11 protein-coding genes, 1 tRNA gene and 2 pseudogenes are annotated in these 16,849 nt (G+C 63.5%); 8 read left to right on the top strand and 6 right to left on the bottom strand.

Annotation, left to right across the window (positions count from 1 at the left end; all coding sequences use genetic code 11):
* Window positions 1-67: 67 nt before the first annotated feature.
* Window positions 68-1,228, bottom strand: coding sequence for a glutamine-hydrolyzing carbamoyl-phosphate synthase small subunit (carA, locus tag ACXAEH_RS09765; protein WP_475032347.1), 1,161 nt, complete (start codon window positions 1,226-1,228; stop codon window positions 68-70).
* A gap of 193 nt (window positions 1,229-1,421) precedes the next feature.
* On the opposite strand from carA, the gene ACXAEH_RS09760 reads away from it, so the two are divergent.
* Window positions 1,422-1,895, top strand: coding sequence for a GatB/YqeY domain-containing protein (locus ACXAEH_RS09760; protein WP_475032345.1), 474 nt, complete (start codon window positions 1,422-1,424; stop codon window positions 1,893-1,895).
* A gap of 90 nt (window positions 1,896-1,985) precedes the next feature.
* Here the strand turns inward: ACXAEH_RS09760 and ACXAEH_RS09755 are convergent, their stop codons facing one another.
* Window positions 1,986-2,468 (bottom strand): DUF2244 domain-containing protein, encoded by a 483-nt coding sequence (locus ACXAEH_RS09755; protein ID WP_475032343.1) that lies wholly within the window; start codon window positions 2,466-2,468, stop codon window positions 1,986-1,988.
* A 149-nt stretch (window positions 2,469-2,617) separates the two neighbouring features.
* Window positions 2,618-4,291, bottom strand: coding sequence for a cytochrome c oxidase subunit I (gene ctaD / locus ACXAEH_RS09750; RefSeq protein WP_475032342.1), 1,674 nt, complete (start codon window positions 4,289-4,291; stop codon window positions 2,618-2,620).
* Window positions 4,292-4,526: 235 nt separating this feature from the next.
* Between ctaD and ACXAEH_RS09745 the strand changes: the two genes are divergently transcribed.
* Together ACXAEH_RS09745 and ACXAEH_RS09740 are read left to right on the top strand one after the other, a co-directional pair.
* The gene (locus ACXAEH_RS09745; RefSeq protein ID WP_475032341.1) at window positions 4,527-4,952 is read left to right on the top strand and encodes an HIT family protein; all 426 of its coding nucleotides are present in this window, start codon (window positions 4,527-4,529) and stop codon (window positions 4,950-4,952) included.
* 352 nt (window positions 4,953-5,304) lie between these two features.
* Entirely contained in the window at window positions 5,305-6,990 is a 1,686-nt protein-coding gene (locus tag ACXAEH_RS09740; RefSeq protein WP_475032339.1) for an alpha/beta fold hydrolase, read from the top strand.
* Window position 6,991: 1 nt separating this feature from the next.
* Here the strand turns inward: ACXAEH_RS09740 and lipB are convergent, their stop codons facing one another.
* On the bottom strand, window positions 6,992-7,702 hold the full coding sequence (gene lipB / locus ACXAEH_RS09735) for a lipoyl(octanoyl) transferase LipB (protein WP_475035553.1): 711 nt from the start codon (window positions 7,700-7,702) through the stop codon (window positions 6,992-6,994).
* A 69-nt stretch (window positions 7,703-7,771) separates the two neighbouring features.
* On the opposite strand from lipB, the gene ACXAEH_RS09730 reads away from it, so the two are divergent.
* The 3 genes from ACXAEH_RS09730 (at window position 7,772) to ACXAEH_RS09720 (ending at window position 11,517) form a co-directional block, all read left to right on the top strand.
* Complete coding sequence (locus tag ACXAEH_RS09730) at window positions 7,772-9,385, top strand: peptidoglycan-binding domain-containing protein (protein WP_475032338.1); 1,614 nt, start codon at window positions 7,772-7,774, stop codon at window positions 9,383-9,385.
* A gap of 244 nt (window positions 9,386-9,629) precedes the next feature.
* The gene (locus ACXAEH_RS09725; protein ID WP_475032336.1) at window positions 9,630-11,258 is read left to right on the top strand and encodes a caspase family protein; all 1,629 of its coding nucleotides are present in this window, start codon (window positions 9,630-9,632) and stop codon (window positions 11,256-11,258) included.
* Between the two features lie 172 nt (window positions 11,259-11,430).
* Window positions 11,431-11,517 (top strand) — tRNA-Leu (locus ACXAEH_RS09720).
* A 493-nt stretch (window positions 11,518-12,010) separates the two neighbouring features.
* Here the strand turns inward: ACXAEH_RS09720 and ACXAEH_RS09715 are convergent.
* Window positions 12,011-12,256: pseudogene (locus tag ACXAEH_RS09715) on the bottom strand (recombinase zinc ribbon domain-containing protein); the annotation flags it as partial.
* A 111-nt stretch (window positions 12,257-12,367) separates the two neighbouring features.
* Window positions 12,368-12,484: pseudogene (locus tag ACXAEH_RS09710) on the bottom strand (transposase); the annotation flags it as partial.
* 317 nt (window positions 12,485-12,801) lie between these two features.
* On the opposite strand from ACXAEH_RS09710, the gene ACXAEH_RS09705 reads away from it, so the two are divergent.
* Together ACXAEH_RS09705 and ACXAEH_RS09700 are read left to right on the top strand one after the other, a co-directional pair.
* Complete coding sequence (locus ACXAEH_RS09705; protein WP_475032335.1) at window positions 12,802-15,081, top strand: glycosyltransferase family 2 protein; 2,280 nt, start codon at window positions 12,802-12,804, stop codon at window positions 15,079-15,081.
* A 107-nt stretch (window positions 15,082-15,188) separates the two neighbouring features.
* Complete coding sequence (locus tag ACXAEH_RS09700; RefSeq protein WP_475032333.1) at window positions 15,189-16,757, top strand: class I SAM-dependent methyltransferase; 1,569 nt, start codon at window positions 15,189-15,191, stop codon at window positions 16,755-16,757.
* Window positions 16,758-16,849: the final 92 nt, after the last annotated feature.

Below are 16,849 nucleotides of genomic sequence, written 5' to 3'. Positions count from 1 at the left end.
GCGGCGGCTTAAAAATTGGTAAATGCAGCGTTAACCATGCCGCCAAACGGCATGGTTAACTGATTTTTTACGCAGATTTACGCTCGGCCATGGCCTCGGCGAAGCGTTCGAACAGATAGAAGCTGTCCTGCGGGCCGGGGCTGGCCTCGGGGTGGTGCTGCACCGAGAACACCGGCTTGCCGGCAATGCGGATGCCGCAGTTGGAGCCGTCAAACAGCGACACATGCGATTCCTCGACACCTTCCGGCAGGGTCTGCGCGTCGACGGCAAAGCCGTGGTTCATAGAGGTGATTTCCACCTTGCCGGTTGCATGTTCCTTGACCGGGTGGTTGGCGCCGTGGTGGCCGTGGTTCATTTTGACGGTCTTGCCGCCAAGCGCCAGCGCCAGCATCTGGTGGCCGAGGCAGATGCCAAAGACCGGCAGGTCCGCTTTCAGCACGTCCTGGATCATCGGCACCGCGTATTCGCCGGTGGCCGCCGGGTCGCCGGGGCCGTTCGACAGGAACACGCCGTCGGGATTATGCGCCAGCACTTCCTCAGCTGTTGCGGTGGCGGGCAGCACGGTGACGTCGCAGCCGGCCGAGGCCAGGCAGCGCAGGATGTTGCGCTTGGCGCCATAGTCGATCGCCACAACCTTATGCGCAGGCGCTTCTTGACGGGAATAGCCGTCCGGCCAGGCCCAGCGCATCTCGTCCCAGCGGTAGCTTTGGGCGCAGGTGACGTCCTTGGCCAGATCCAGGCCGACCAGCCCCTGCCAGCCGCGGGCCTTGGCGACCAGCGCTTCGACGTCGAAGTTGCCTTCGGGGTCATGGGCCAGGGCGACATGCGGCGCGCCCTGCTGGCGGATCGCGCGGGTCAGGCGGCGGGTGTCGACGCCGCCGATGGCGATGCGGCCGGTGCGGGTGAGCCAGTCCTTCAGCTCTTCCGTGGCGCGCCAGTTGGACGCCAGCGTCGGATCCCATTTGACCACCATGCCGGCCGCGACGGGATCGCCGGTCTCGTCGTCCTCAGGGGTGACGCCGGTGTTGCCGATATGGGGGAAGGTGAAGGTGACAATCTGGCCGGCGTAGGAGGGATCGGTCATGATCTCCTGGTAGCCGGTCATCGCAGTGTTGAAGCAGAGCTCGGCCACGGTGTCGCCGGTGGCGCCGAAACCGGTGCCGTAAAAGACGGTGCCATCAGCGAGCGCCAGGCATGCGGTGGGCTTGGTCGGGGCGGAAGCGGCCATTGCGCGAGTCTCCATGCGGGATAAATTCATGGGCTTGTAAGGGGAGCGCCCATGCGGGTCAAGCCTGCATGGACGGGGGCGGGGGGCGGCGGGCTGACGCCGCGGCAGGTTGCAGAAAATTACTGTAAACTTGCGCCAGTGCCGCATTTTGGATAACCATCGGTGTCCGGCAACCACGAGGATGCTTTTGCACATGGATACGCGCACCCGGGTCAACCAGGCCCTGAAGCAAGCGATGAAAGACAAGGCCGCCGCCCGGCTGGCCACCCTGCGGCTGATCAACGCGGCGATCAAGGACCGCGAGATCGCGGCCCGCGCCGATGGCGAGGAAAGCAGCATCGGGGACGCTGAAATCCTTGCCATCCTTGGCAAGATGACCAAGCAGCGCAATGAAAGCGCCCGCGCCTATGAGGAAGGCGGGCGGCTGGATCTGGCGGAGCAGGAACTGGGCGAGATCGCCATCATCGAGGAATTCCTGCCGCAGCAGCTGAGCGACGGGGAGGTGGCCGAGGCAATCAAGGCTGCGGTGGCTGAGACCGGTGCCGAATTGATTCGCGACATGGGCAAGGTGATGGGCGCCCTGAAGGCGAAATACACCGGCCAGATGGATTTCGGCAAAGCCGGTCCGATGGTGAAGGATCAGCTCTGCAGCAAGGGCGATTGCTGACGGGAATGCGCGCTGATGCGCGCGGCCTCCGGCGGGAGTATTTTAAGAAAGATGAAAGAGCGGGTCCGCAGTGCGGGCCCGCTTTGCCTTTCAGCGGGCGAAGGCGGTTTTGAGGTCGCCGTAGAGCGCCACCCGTTCATCCTCGGACAGGAAGGCGCCGATTTCCACCTCGCGGCCGCCGCCCTGCAGGGTGACGTAATGGGGGACCGGGCCGTCGTGATCGTGCATCCCGACCCGCGTCCAGTAGCGGTTGCACTGCCAGCTTTGACGGCGGCCGTCGGGGGTGAACCGTTCAAGCCGCGCGTTTTCCGGCCCGATGGTCAGAACCTCGAGAATCTGGTGGTCGCGGCGGTTGCGGTCGAGTGCCCATTTCATCCCGAACAGGGTGAGCAGCAGGAAGGGCAAGAGCCCCCAGAGCAGGAACGAGCCCAGCAGCGGCACCAGCGGCACGCAGATCAGCGCGGCGGTCAGCCCCAGGAAGCGCACATAGCCGCGGGGGCGCAGCGACTGATGCGGCCAGAGGTGCAGTTCGCGCTGGGCGCCGTGTTGCGGCTGGGTCCAGTTGTAGGGCATCGCATGCGGCCTGTTGCAGGATGGGATCTTGTTTAAAGATGCGGCGGAAACAGCAGATTTCCACTGCGGCGTTTTAGCCGGTGCGGCGCCCATGAAAAAGGCCCCGGAGCATTAGCTCCGGGGCCTTTCGTCTTCAGAAACTCAGCCGCTTAGTGCGAATGCGAGCGGTCCCACTCTTCCTGCTTGGGCAGGATTTCGAAGGTGTGCTCCGGCGGCGGAGAGGGCAGGGTCCACTCCAGGGTGTCCGCGTATTCGTTCCAGTAGTTGTTCTGGGTGACGCGGGCGCCGCGCAGCAGCGAATAGATCACCACGCCGAAGAACAGCAGGAACGAGGCAAAGGAGATGAACGCGCCGTAAGAGGAGATCTTGTTCCAGTAAGCGAAACCTTCCGGGTAGTCGATGTACCGGCGCGGCATGCCCTGGCGGCCCAGGAAGTGCTGCGGGAAGAAGGTGAGGTTGGCGCCGATGAAGAACAGCCAGAAGTGGATCTGTGCGCCCAGCTCGTTGTACTGGCGGCCGGTCATCTTGCCGAAGTAGAAGTAGATGCCCGAGAAGATCGCAAAGACGGCGCCCAGCGACATCACGTAGTGGAAGTGGGCAACCACATAGTAGGTGTCGTGATAGGCCCGGTCCACGGAAGCCTGCGACAGCACCACGCCGGTCACACCGCCGACGGTGAACAGGAACAGGAAGCCGAAGGCAAACATCATCGGGGCTTTGAACTCGATGGAGCCGCCCCACATGGTGGCGATCCAGGAGAACACCTTAACACCGGTGGGCACCGCGATCACCATGGTGGCCAGCATGAAGTAGGCCTGCTGGTTCAGCGACATGCCGACGGTGTACATGTGGTGCGCCCAGACGACAAAGCCCAGTACGCCGATGGCGATGATGGCCCAGACCATCGGCAGGTAGCCGAAGACCGGCTTGCGGGCAAAGGTGGCGATCACGTGGGAGATGATGCCGAAGCCCGGCAGGATCACGATGTACACTTCCGGGTGGCCGAAGAACCACAGGATGTGCTGGTACAGGATCGGGTCGCCGCCGCCGGCTGCATCAAAGAAGGTGAAGCCGAAGTTGCGGTCCATCAGCAGCATGGTGATGGCGCCGGCCAGAACCGGCAGGGACAGCAGGATCAGCCAGGAGGTGACGAAGATCGACCAGGAGAACAGCGGCACCTTGAACAGGGTCATGCCCGGTGCGCGCATGTTCAGGAAGGTGGTGATCATGTTGATCGCACCCAGTATCGAGGAGGCGCCCGAAACGTGCACGGCAAAAATCGCCAGGTCCATCGAGTAGCCGCCCTCTTTCACCGACAGCGGCGGGTACAGAACCCAGCCGACGCCGGAGCCCAGCTGGCCGTTGCCGCCCGGGGAGACAACCGAGAGAACCGCCAGCGAGGTGCCTGCGACATACATCCAGAACGACAGATTGTTCATCCGCGGGAACGCCATGTCCGGCGCGCCGATCTGCAGCGGCATGAAGTAGTTGCCGAAGCCGCCGAACAGCGCCGGGATCACCACGAAGAACATCATCAGGATGCCGTGCGCGGTGATCATCACGTTCCAGAGGTGGCCGTTCGGGGTACAGGGCTGCGACGGATCCGCGAAGAAACGCGCGCCTTCGCCGCACATGTACTGAACACCCGGATCCATCAGCTCCAGCCGCATGTAGACGGTGAAGATGACGGAAATGAGACCTGCGATCGCCGAGACGATCAGGTAGAGAATGCCGATGTCTTTGTGGTTCGTGCTCATGAACCAGCGGGTAAAGAAGCCCCGCTCGTCCTCGTGGCCGTGACCATGAATGGCTGCGTCTGCCATTTATGTGCCTCCTGCTGCATAACGAAAGGCCCCCAAAGACGGACTTCGGGCGGCCTGGATTCCTTGGGAGTATTAGAGCGGCCTGACGGGGCCTTCAATGGCGGAGTTTGATCTCGATCAAGAATTATTGCCGCAGGGGCTTGAATGCCATCGCCGGGCGGCCCGTGCCCGATGCTTGACCTGGCCGCGGCGCGGGCGCACAACCGGGAAAACAGCGAAACAGGAGGCCCGGCGCATGCCCGCTTATGATCCCGACAATATCTTTGCCAAACTGCTGCGCGGCGAGATCCCCTCGGCCCGTGTCTATGAGGACGGGGAGACGCTGGCCTTCATGGATATCATGCCGCGTGCGGACGGCCATCTGCTGGTGATTCCCAAAACTCCCTGCCGCAACCTGCTGGATGCCAGCCCGGCGCAGCTGGCGGCGGTGATGCAGACGGTGCAGAAGCTGTCGCAGGCGGTGATCAAGGCTTTCGGGGCCGATGGTGTCACGGTGCAGCAGTTCAACGAGGCCGCGGGCGGGCAGGAGGTGTACCACCTGCACATGCATGTGCTGCCGCGCCACGAAGGCGACCGGCTGCGCCCGCCCGGGCAAATGGGCGACCAGGCCTTGATCCAGGAACAGGCGGAGAAAATCCGCGCCGTGCTGGAAGCAGGCTGAGACCGGAGCGCCTGCTTTAGGAACTACCTGGAAACGCCGCCTCTCCGGGCGGCGTTTCTTATGCAAAATACCGCATTTGAATTAAATGTTGAATTTCGGTTGAATTTGCTCATAGCTGGTTCTCAAATTGGTTGTAGTTCGGAGAGGGCGCGCGCGCCCAAGCGTATGGGAGCCCAAGAAGTGGGCCGGTCCGGCACCGTATGCCAGCTCTGACGAGGGGCGGCATCAGCCGGGTATTTTCAGTTGACAGGCAGATTGCCTGAAACGGGCGGGCCGTGGGGCCCGGACCCATACCTATGCTTGCACGGCGCGCTGCCCTCTTGATGTGGGAAGCAGTATTGGAGGGGCAGGAGTGACGCTCTTGTGCCGTGCGCAGGCCTTGTCGCAGGACCAGGTTGTGGCCGCAATTTATGAAACGATGATCCGGCCCGAGCAGTTCGACCGGTTTTCTTCCGGGCTGCAAGCCGGTCCGGGGGAAGCTGCGGGCCCGGGCGGCCGCTGGCCGCGGGAGCGGGTCCGGGCGGCACCGGTGCTGCAGGCGCATTTTGCCCGCGCGGCGGAAATCCAGGAACAGGAATGGCAACGGGCAGGGCGGCCGCATCCGGGCAGCTATTCCGGCAACTGCTGCCGGTTCTGGCTGCTGGCCGGGACCGGGCCGCGGGCAGCGCTGCTCAATGCCTCGCAGCGCGCGGCCCGGCAGGTGACCGGCGCCGCCGGCCTGCCGGCAGCGATGGGGCTGACGGCGGCGGCGGCCGGCCGCTGGAGCAATTTTCTGGAGCAGGTGCGGCAGGGGACGGTCCCGGCACAGGATGTCCTGGTGCTTGAAACCAGCCGCCCCGGCGAGAAATTCCTGTGCCGTCCGGTCTGGCCTGGCAAGGCGGGTGATACGGCGGCGGTGATGGCCGAGCGGCTGGATGTGGACTGGAGCTGCGATGCGGCAGCGCCGCTGGCTGCGGCTTTCGGCTTGCAGACGGCGGATCTGAAGCCGCTCAAGGCCTTGCTGACCGGATCCGGCCGGGGCGCGGCAGCGGAACTGGGGCCGATTGCCGCCCGGGCCGGCGCGCCGGGCGCTGCCGAGCTGATCCGGCTCACGGCCTTTCTGATGGAGGAGCGGACCCGGGATCTGAAAATCGCCCGGGGCGAGATGCTGCCGCCTTCGGATGAGTTCCAGGGCGGCGATGGCCGGCGCATTCAGTATTTCCGCCTGGGCGGGGATACCGGGCAGCCGGTGATCTATCTGCACGGGCTGCTGGACGGGATCGCACCGCTCCAGCGCCTGCAACCGCAGCTGCGGACGCTGGGATTCCGGGTCTATGCGCCGATGCGGGCTGGCTATGGCGGCACCGCGCCGCTGCAGCGCGGGCAGGACCCCGGAGATGTCTTCGTGCGGCAGCTGGATGCGCTGATCGCCCGCGAAAACCTGCAGCGGCCGGTGCTGCTCAGCCACCGCGGCGGCGCGCTGTATGGCTGCCTGGCCGCCAACCGGCTGCACCAGCAGGTGGCAGGGCTGGTGGCGGTGGCGTCAAATTGCACGATCACCTCAACCCGGCAGTTTTCCAGCCTCAGCGGCTACGCCTGGCTGGTGGCCTTTTGCGCGGCCCGGGCCCGGTGGATGCTGCCTGCACTGATGAAGGGCTGGTCCGCTGCCCTGCATTGGTACGGCCACGAGAAGCTGCTGAAAATCCAGTCCGCCCGCGGCGGAAAAGAACGCCGTATGCTGGATGCAATGAACCTGCTGCCGCTTTTGAAGCACAGCCAGGGGCTGTTTCTGCAACAGGGCGGGGCGGGGTTTGTGGCGGATGTGCAGATGCTGCGGCAGGGGTTCCGGAAACTGGCCCTGGCCCGGGACACGCGGGCGGTGTTCGTGCATGGCGGCGAAGACCACGTGGCGCCCTTGCCAGAGATCCGCGACGCGCTGAGCGGCATCCGCAATGCCCAGCTCTGCGTCAGCCAGGAGGCGGGCGCGCTGCTGTTCTATACTTTTCCGGAACTGGTGCTGACCACGCTGCAGGACTGCGCCGCCTCCGCGCAACGCTGAGTCAGCCGCCGAACACTTGATCGAAACTGCGCTTCAGCGCCACATCCACATCCGCCAATGTGACCGGCAGCCCCAGGTCGACAAGGCTGGTGACGCCGTAGTCGGTGATGCCGCAGGGAACAATGCCGGTGAAATGCTCCAGTTCCGGCTCCACGTTGATCGAGATGCCGTGAAAACTCACCCATTTGCGGAGGCGGATGCCGATGGCGGCGATCTTGTCCTCGGCGAGGCCGCCCGAGACGGTGCGCGGCTTTTCCGGGCGCTCGACCCAGACGCCGACACGGCCGTCGCGGATATGGCCCTGCACGTTGAACTCATCCAGCGCGGCGATCACCCAGCTTTCCAGCTGCTGCACGAAACGGCGCACGTCATGGCCGCGCCGGCCCACGTTCAGCATCACATAGACCACCCGCTGGCCCGGCCCGTGGTAGGTGTACTGGCCCCCGCGTTTGCTCTCATAGACCGGAAAACGCTCCGGATCAGTCAGATCCTCGCGCTTGGCCGAGGTGCCGGCGGTATAAAGCGGCGGATGTTCGCAGAGCCAGATGCATTCTTGCGCAGTGCCCGCTGCAATCGCTGCGGCGCGCTCCTCCATGAAGGCAACCGCTTGATCATACTCAACAAGACCGTCCGATGTGATCCACTCAACCATGGCCGTTGTTGTCCTTTTCCATCCTTTTGCGGGGGCTTTGCGGGGAAAATCACCGCAAATTCCCTAGGTGCCAGCGCTGCCTGTGGAGTATCCTGATTCCGTAGCGAGTATCCATAGGGGGCGAGTATCATGTTTACTAAGCCGCTCAAGCCGGCCTTTACAGCCGTTTTCCTGGCCACCTCGGCCACCGGTCCAGCCATTGCGGATGAACTGGGAGCAGCCATCGCAGGCGCCGTGATCGGCGGTGTCATCGTCAACGAAGTCCACAGGAACAAGCAGCGCCAGCGCGCAGGCACCACTTACCGCCGCGCCCCGGTCTATTCCGCCACCCGCGCCCAAAACCGCGAGACTCAGGTGGCGCTGAACTACTTCGGCTTCAATGCCGGTTCGCCGGACGGGGTGCTGGGCCGGCGGTCGCGCGCGGCGATCACTCAGTACCAGATCCATATGGGTTACCCGGCCACCGGGCATCTGGCACCTTATGAGCGCAATTTCCTGGTCAGTTCCTACAACCGGGCGCAAGTCGGCGGCCCGCAGGTGATCAAGGCGATGCAGGGGCCGAACGGTGTGCGCGGCGTGCTGCACACCTGGCGGGACGAGGCTGCTGGCGTCCGCACTGCGGGCGGCGGCTACAGCGGCGGCGGCTATGGCGGGCTGCCGCCTGAGGTCAGCCACGCGGTGGATGAAATTGCCGCCAGTGCCGAACCCACGGGCGAACAGCTGCTGCAGCGCACTGGTTTCATGCAGCTGGCGGATCTGAACGGCGACGGCCGCAACGACTATGTGCTGGACACTTCGGTTTCCGGCAGCTCGTTCTGGTGCGGCGCGTCGAACTGCTCGGTGATGGTCTTTGCCTCCACCCCGCAAGGCTACAAGCGCAATGACTTCCTGGCCCGCGGCGTGACGCCTGCCAGCTTTGCCTGCCACCAGGGCACCTGCCGGATGGTGGACACCGGCTCTGAGGCGCCGGTGCAGGCCGCGCAGCAGAACCGCAGCACGGTGACAGCCTTTGCCGGGCAGGAGAGCGCGGCACTGGGCGGCATCACCCTGTTCGACCAGCCGGAGCAGACTGCCTCGCTCACCAGCTACTGCAGCAAGCTGAGCCTGCTGACCAGTTCCAACGGCGGCTATATGACCGCCGAGAACCTGAGCGACCCGGAGCTGGCGCTGGGCGAGCAGTTCTGCCTGGCCCGCTCCTATGCGATCAACTCAGGCGAAACCCGGGCCGGCAAGGTGCAGGGCGTGTCCCAGGCGCAGATTGACAGCCAGTGCGATGCCTTCGGGCCGGCCGTGCAGCCGTTCCTGGCCAAGCTCGGCACTGCCGGCAGCGGCGAGGTGATGGGGGATGTTCAGAAGTTCGTGCTGCAATCCGGCATGTCGATCGAACAGCTTTCGAACACCGCCGGGATCTGCCTGTTCTCCGGCTACCGCCGCGACGACATGGAGGTGGCGCTGGGCGCCGCGCTGATCCTGACCGGCACCGGCAAGCGCCCCTATGCGGAGCTGATCGGCCATCATCTGGCGCTGGGCTACGGGGTGCCGGTCACGGCTGAAAAGGCCCAGGATTGGTACGGTATGGCGATGATCTCTCTGGACAGCGGCACGCCGCCGGTCTTTGCGCCCGGCCAGCCGGGACGGGCAGAGCTGATCAGGGCCGCCTCGGCCAAGCTGGCAGGCGGCCGGGTGCAGCCTGTGCAGGCCTCGGGCGGAGGTTTCTCGCTGCCGTCCTTCGGATCCGAATAAGGCGAAACCCGCGCTTGAACGAAATGGCATGGCCGGCACCATTGCCGGCCATTTCTTTGTCCGCAATTAAGGCCAGGACCCTAGACCGCAATGGCCCCGGACGCCCGGGAAGTAGTTAAAATTGTGATGCAAGCCGGCAGCTTTGGCTGATTTTTTACGTTTTAGTGCTGGATTCCGGTATTTGACGGGATCTGTTCCCGGCTACACTCAATGCAATCACAAAGTGCATTTTTAGGGGGTATATATGCGGTTCAAGCTGCTTTCCACATTCGCCATCAGCCTGTCGCTGGCGCTGACACCTGCGTCCCGCGTTGCAGCGGATGCAGGCGATTTCGCAGCCGGTGCCATCATTGGCGGGATCATCGGCGGCGCCATCGGCAAGAACCAGCAGCGCCGGTCCGGAAGCAAACAGGTCCGCCGTTCCCGGCTGCCTTCCACCCAGGAGGGCCGCCAGATCCAGCAATCGCTGAATTACTTCGGCTTCCCGGCAGGAACAGTGGACGGCCAGCTGGGCCGCAAGTCGCGCCAGGCGATTTCCGGCTATCAGGCCTATCTGGGCTATCCGGTGACCGGCCAGCTCAATGACTTTGAACGGGACCTGCTGATCGGGTCTTTCCAGCGGGCCCAGGCCAGCGGCTATCTGGCCGCCCAGCAGGCCATGGCGCATCCCGACGGGCCGCGGGGGCTTTTGAAGATCTATCTGGCCGAACGGCTGGCGCCGCAGCCGCAGCAGCCCCAGTATCCGCTGCCCAATACCACCATGGCCGGCGCCAATGCGGGCACCTACGGCGTGCCGCAGCAATACGGGCAAAACGTTCAGCAGCCGCAGTACGGCCAGCAGCAGATGGGCTTTGCCGCAACCACCCAGACCTATGGCGTTCCGCAGCAGCCGCAGTATCAGGGCCAGCAGGGGCAATATGTGCCGCAAGGCCAGCAGGGGCAGTATCTGCCGCAGGGCCAGTACGGCCAGCAGGGACAGGTGCCGCAGCAGGGGCAATTCGTCCCGCAAGGCCAGGTGATCGCCTCGGTGCAAGGACAGGGGCAGATGCAGAACGGCGCGGTCATCCTGCAAAACGGCACTGCCGCTGCGGCCACACCGGTGCTGCTGCAGCAGAATGACGCCGCCGCGCCGCTGATCAGCCGCCGGGCGCTGGTAATCGGAGTGGACGGCTACCAGAACCTCGCAGCGCTGCAAAAGGCCCGCAATGATGCGCAAGCAGTCAGCAGCACCCTCGCCGGGCTCGGCTTTGAGGTGACCACGCTCTATGATGCCAGCCGCCGCGACATCAACAGCGCGGTCTCCACCTTTGCCAACCAGATCAAGCCGGGCGACGAGGTGCTGTTCTACTTTGCCGGTCACGGGGTCGAGGTCGACGGCCGCAATTATCTGCTGCCCTCGGATGTGCCGATGGTGAATTTCGGCGACGAAAGCTACCTGACCGGCGAGAGCATTCCGGCAGCGCGGGTCCTGGACACCTTCCAGCGCAAGGGCGCGCGCTCGACCATCATGATCCTGGACGCCTGCCGCAACAATCCCTTCCCGCAGGACGGCCAGCGCTCGGTCGGCGGCACCCGCGGCCTGGTGCGGATGGAGCCGCCGGAAGGCGCCTTTATCCTTTACTCCGCCGGGGCCGGGCAAACTGCGCTGGACCGGCTGTCGGATGCGGACGCCGATCCCAACTCGGTTTTCACCCGGGCGCTTCTGTCGCGGCTGCAGGAGCCGGGAATGACGCTGCACCAGCTGGCCAAGCAGGTGCGCCGCGACGTGCAGGACCTGGCCGCATCGGTGAATCACGATCAGTTCCCGGCCTATTACGACCAGATGTCTGGCGACATGGTCCTGCGCCGCCAGATCGCGGCCCAAGGCAACTGAGCCGCGCCGCCGCAGCAAAAAACCCACTGGAAACAGCCGGAAAACCCGGCTGTTTTCCGGCGCATAGACGGGCCGTGCGAGGGCCGCAAACATTCTGTTCGAAAATGGCGATTTTCGGCTTCACATCACTTCCGCGCTGGTCTATACGCCCCTACACCAAGCCTAAGACAGTGCGGTCGTGGCGGAATTGGTAGACGCGCAGCGTTGAGGTCGCTGTTCCTTAACCGGAGTGGAAGTTCGAGTCTTCTCGACCGCACCATTTTACATTTCAGTGTAAAATCCAATAAAAAATCAAATATTACAGACACTTGCGGAGTTCGAAAACCGTTTTCACGGTCGTATGCCAATGGTGACACGAAGGCCATTCTGAGCACGATTTTGCGCAGGGTCAGGTTGCCTTTCTCCCATACATTCCAAGGGTTTGAGAGGAAGGTCTTCAAAAGTTCGAAAATTTCCCGCTTGGTGTATCTTGGTTTGCTGTTTTGAGTGAGTTTATCAGCCAGCAACAGCTTCTCATCTTCCAACTTAGCAACCTTGTCTTCATAGGCAGACACCACCTTTGCATTGGTCGCATCGACTAGCTTTCCCAGAAGTGAGTCTTGCTGTTTGTCGAGCGGTGCAATGTCCCGTTTGATCTGTGCCTTACCGCTAATGCTATGGGCGGTGCGCTGATCCCAGGCATCCGAAAGCATGGAGGTCACGATGGAGAGCAGATTCTTCGATGGCGTCAGGCTCTTGAGTAGGGCTTCAAAGCCTGCGTCCACTTTCTCAGCCTGGATGTTTTTCCGGTACTGCGAACAATCGCGCGTCTGGCACCAATAGTAGGGGTAGCGTTTGCCTATGCCGCTGCGTGACCAGCAGGAAGTCATCGGCTGATCACAGCAAGCGCAGTTCAGTGCCCCGCGCAGAGGGAAGTCCACATGAATGTTTTGCTTGGCGGTGGTCTTCCCCCACTGAAGTGGTCCTCCGCTATGTTTAGTAAAACGGAGGAAACGCATGGCCAACAAGCGACCAAAGCCAGAAGAGATTGTCACGAAGTTGCGGCAGGTTGAGATACTGACCGCGCAAGGAATGCCGCGTCTGGATGCGATCCGGCAAATTGGCGGGACATAGAACGTCGCTTCCGCGACCCCCATCTTGCGGCAAATCTCTCCAACCCTCGTCCCGGCTTCCGCTTGCCTCAAAGCAAAGGCAATCTGTTCGTCGCTGAATTGTTTCTTCGGCATCGGTACACTGCCTCTCTTGCCAGAAAAGCACCCAAAAATGCGCATTCACTCCGGACTGGTTTCAGGGGGCAGGACCAGGTATCGGAGGCTGCGCGGCTGGAAGCAGCTGGAAACTTCTTTTGCTGAACGCACCTGGCGTGTGCTCAATTCCGGATGGGCGCGGCGTGGCAGGCTGTTGCGGGAATATCAGCTGTAAAGGGCTTTGGCGGCGGGGGCGGGTGTTTCCCGGTTCCGGGTGCCCTGCAGGCCGGTTATAACAGGTCTGCCCTTGATGTTTTGCAGACTGGGGCCAACGACACCAAAAGCGACGCAGCAGTATGGCAAGCAATCCAGCTTCCGGGAGCCGTTCCGGCCTGATCCTTGAACGCGAACTCAGCGCTTTGTCCCTGGCTGGGGAGGTGCTGCTGGATGCGGTGGCGGTGCCAGGTCCCGGCGGGGCGCTGGCCCGGCTGTTTTTCAAATCCGGCACTCCGCGGGAGGCCGTTGCCGCAGTGTCTCCGGCCGGAAAGACGGTGCTGCAGAATTACGGCGGCGCGCCTGTTCTGGAGGCTGAAATCGAGGCGGCCGGCCATGGCTTGACGGTGTCGGTTCACGGCGAACGCTATACGGCTGCCTTGACCCCTGCCGAGACTGAGCTCTTTGCCGGGCTCAACGTGCTGGCCGCAGTCCGCAACGGCGAGACGCCAGAGATCACCGCTGCCTGGCTGCGGTTCCACATCGAGCAGCATGGCATGCAGGGCGCTGTCATCTTTGACCGTGCCCAGCCACAGGACAGCCGCCGCTATGTCGAGGCGCTGCGGGACCTGGCAGAGGGGATCGAGGGGCTGGAGCGGCTGGTGGTGGTGCATGCCAAGCTGCCGCTTGGCAAGGAGGGGCTGCCGGAGGAGGCGCATCCTTTCAACGTGCCGGGGGCGCCGGGCAAGGACCGGATGGAGATCCCGCCCGCGGATCCCTGGCGGGCGCCGCTGGGCGAGTTTCTGATCTACGAGATTTTGCGCGCCCGTTTCCTGGACCGCGCCCGGGCAGTGGCCAATATCGATTTGTTTGATCTGCTGGCACCGGGCGAGGGGCCAAACGTCTTTGACCGCGCCGTGCAGGCACCCAGCGGCTGTATCCGGCTGGGCGGGGTGCAGGCCTACCCCTGGCGGGTGCGCAATGGCGACGAAGCCTCTTTCGGCGACCACATCTGCACCCAGTTTGATGCCGCGGGCTTGCGGCCGCGCTGGTGCCTGGCGCCGGGGAAGACCAAGGAAAACAGCATTTGGCGGCTGATCCGGGTGGTGGGGGCTGAGCCGGACCCGGCTGATGATTGCCGGTTCTACCGCTGCATGGCGCTGCGCCATCCGGCGGACACGGTCTCCAAGATCGTGCCGAAGACCAGCCTGGTGGAAACGCCGGAGCTGCTGGCGCTGGCCACGGGGTATTTCCAGGCCAAGCCGGTGCGCATTCCCGAGGAGCAGGCGGTCCGCCGCAGCACCGGCAAGCCCAAAACCACCATCGTCACCACAATGAAGAACGAAGGCCCGTTCATTCTGGAGTGGCTGGCCTATCACCGGGCCATCGGGGTGGATGATTTTCTGGTCTACACCAACGACTGCACCGATGGCACCGACACCATGCTGCAAATGCTGCAGGAGAAAGGCATCGTGCAGCACCGGGAAAACCCGTTCCGCGGCACTGATCTGAAACCGCAGCACGCGGCACTGCAGGCCGCGGAGGAAGAGCCGGTGATCACCGGTGCCGACTGGCTGATCTGCATGGATGTGGATGAGTTCATCAACATCAAATGCGGCGATGGCCGTTTGCCGGATCTGTTCGATGCGGTGGGCGAGGCCAACATGATCTCGATGACCTGGCGGCTGTTCGGCAACAACGATGTGCGCGACTTTACCGGCGATCTGATCCTGCGCGAGTTCACCCGCTGCGCCTTTGAGGTGACGCGCAAGCCGCATCAGGCCTGGGGCTTCAAGACCCTGTTCCGCAATACTGGCATCTTCAAGAAACTGGGGGTGCACCGGCCCAAGGGGCTGAAGCCGCAGCTGTGGGAGGACATCCGCTGGGTCAACGGCTCAGGGCGGGACATGCCGCGCGAAATGTTCCGCAACGGCTGGCGTTCGTCGATGAGCACCTACGGCTATGACCTGGTGCAGCTCAATCACTACGCGGTGCGCAGCGCCGAAAGCTTCCTGGTCAAACGCGACCGGGGCCGGGTGAACCACGTGGACCGCGACCAAGGCCTGTCCTACTGGTTCCGCATGAACAACAACGCCGAAGAGGAACGCTCGATCCAGCGGATGATCCCGGCGCTGGAGGCGGAGATGGCGCGGCTCTTGGCGGATCCTGATATCGCCGCTGCGCATGAATTCTCCTGCCGCAAGCACCGCGAGAAGATCGAGGAGCTGAAGGAGCGGGATGACATGATCGAACTGTTCCGCGAACTCACCGGCGGCAAGCTGTGCAAACTGTCGCGGATGCATGCGCATTTCGGCGCCAATGTTTTCTTGAGCGGCCCCGGCGTGATCCCGGACGAGATCGCGGAAAACGAGCCGGGCAGCGATTTCTGGTTCACGGTGGAGCGCGGCGAGACCACACATTGACGCCCGCTGCCTGCGCACATTGACAGGAATCCGGGCGCCGGGTTAAAATTCCTTAACAAAAGCTGCGGTCAAACCGCTGCACGGACAGGTATCGAGAGGCAGAAATCATGGCACTTCCGGCCATCGCGTCACTTTGGGTGGGGCCTGAGCTTAGCTGGCTGGAACAGCTTTGCCTGAAGTCCTTTGTGGACAACGGCCACGAGATGATCCTGTTCACCTATGACGAGGTCAAGGGCGTGCCCGACGGGGTGCGGGTGGCGGATGCCAACGACATCCTGCCGTCAGAGCGCATCATCCGCCATGCCAGGACCGGCAGCCCGGCCTATCACGCGGATGTCTTCCGCCTGCATATGCTGCGCCAGACGGATTATGTCTGGGCCGACACGGATGCCTATTGCTGCCAGCCCTGGGACATCAAGGGCAAGCACTTCCACGGCTGGATCTCGGACAAGAAGCCGATGGTCAACAATGGGGTGCTGCGGCTGCCCAAGACCTCCAAGACGCTGAAGGCGATGCTGCGCTTCACCAGCGACGAATATCCCATTCCGCCCTGGTACAGCGCCGGGAAACAGGCCGAGCTGCAGGCGCTGAAGGACAAGGGGGAGGGCGTGCATGTCTCGCTCCTGCCCTGGGGGGTCTGGGGGCCGGATGCGCTGACCTGGTTTCTGCAGGAAACCGGCGAGGTGTCCCATTCGCGGCCCGGCCATGTGATTTACCCTGTGCCCTTCAAACATGCGGGCGTGGTGCTGAACCCGAACCGCCCGAACCAGGCCCGCAAGCATATCCGCAGCGATACGCTGTCGATCCATTTCTGGGGCCGCCGGTTCCGCAATATCGCGGCCAAATACGGCGGTGTCCCGGCCGAGGGCTGCTATGTGCACGAGTTGCTCGCCAAGCACGGCATTGATCCTGAGAAAACCCGGCATCTGCTGCAGCCGGCTCCGGAACCGGAAGAGGAGACACCGGTGCACATTGATCCCGCCGCCCTGGATTTCTCCATGTTCACCGACCAGGATGTGGCCAACATCCTGCTGCAGCGCTCGGAACTGGCAAGCTCGGGCCAGGTCATCAAGGACTGGACGGCAGGCGACGCCGGCCCGCTGCTGGAAGATGCCCGGGCGCAGCGCGACCATATCCTGCAGGAATCGATCCGGATTGCCGGGCGGGAGTGTGATTTCTTCCTGACCTCCACCGACACCATCGCCCCCAAACGGGCTGCAGACATCGGCTGCGGCTATGCCTTTGCCAGCCTGCTGCTGCACCGCCGCTACGGCTGCGGCATCGTCCTGATCGATATCGAAGAAAGCAACGGCCGCCACTTCGGGTTCCAGGGCGAGGGTGCAGGCTACACCAGCCTGGACACCGCCCGGGCCTTTCTGGAGAAAAACGGCGTGCCGCCGGAGAAAATCACCACCGTCAACCCCAAGACGGACGACACCGCGGCGCTGGGCAGTTTCGATCTGGTCATCAGCCTGGCCTCCTGCGGCTTTCATTACCCGGTGGACACCTATCAGGAGCTGTTCCGCAATCAGATCAGCAAAGGCGGCGGCATCGTCCTGGATATCCGCAAGGGATCCGGCGGCATCCCGGCGATGAAAAGTTTCGGCGCTGTCGAGGTGCTGGCCAAACACGGCAAGTACTCCACCGTTCTGACCCGGGCCGGGCTGGAGGCGTGACCACCGGCAGGCAGAGCGCTGGTGACCGGATCCTTAACCCTTTTGGGGTAAACCAATGGCAAGGGGATGCCGCCAGCGGGCGCTCCGCATTG

The organism is Leisingera sp. ABM4_060 (genome assembly GCF_056158765.1).
The sequence above is the reverse complement of the archived record's forward strand: the minus strand, read 5'-3'. Positions and strand labels throughout refer to the sequence as shown.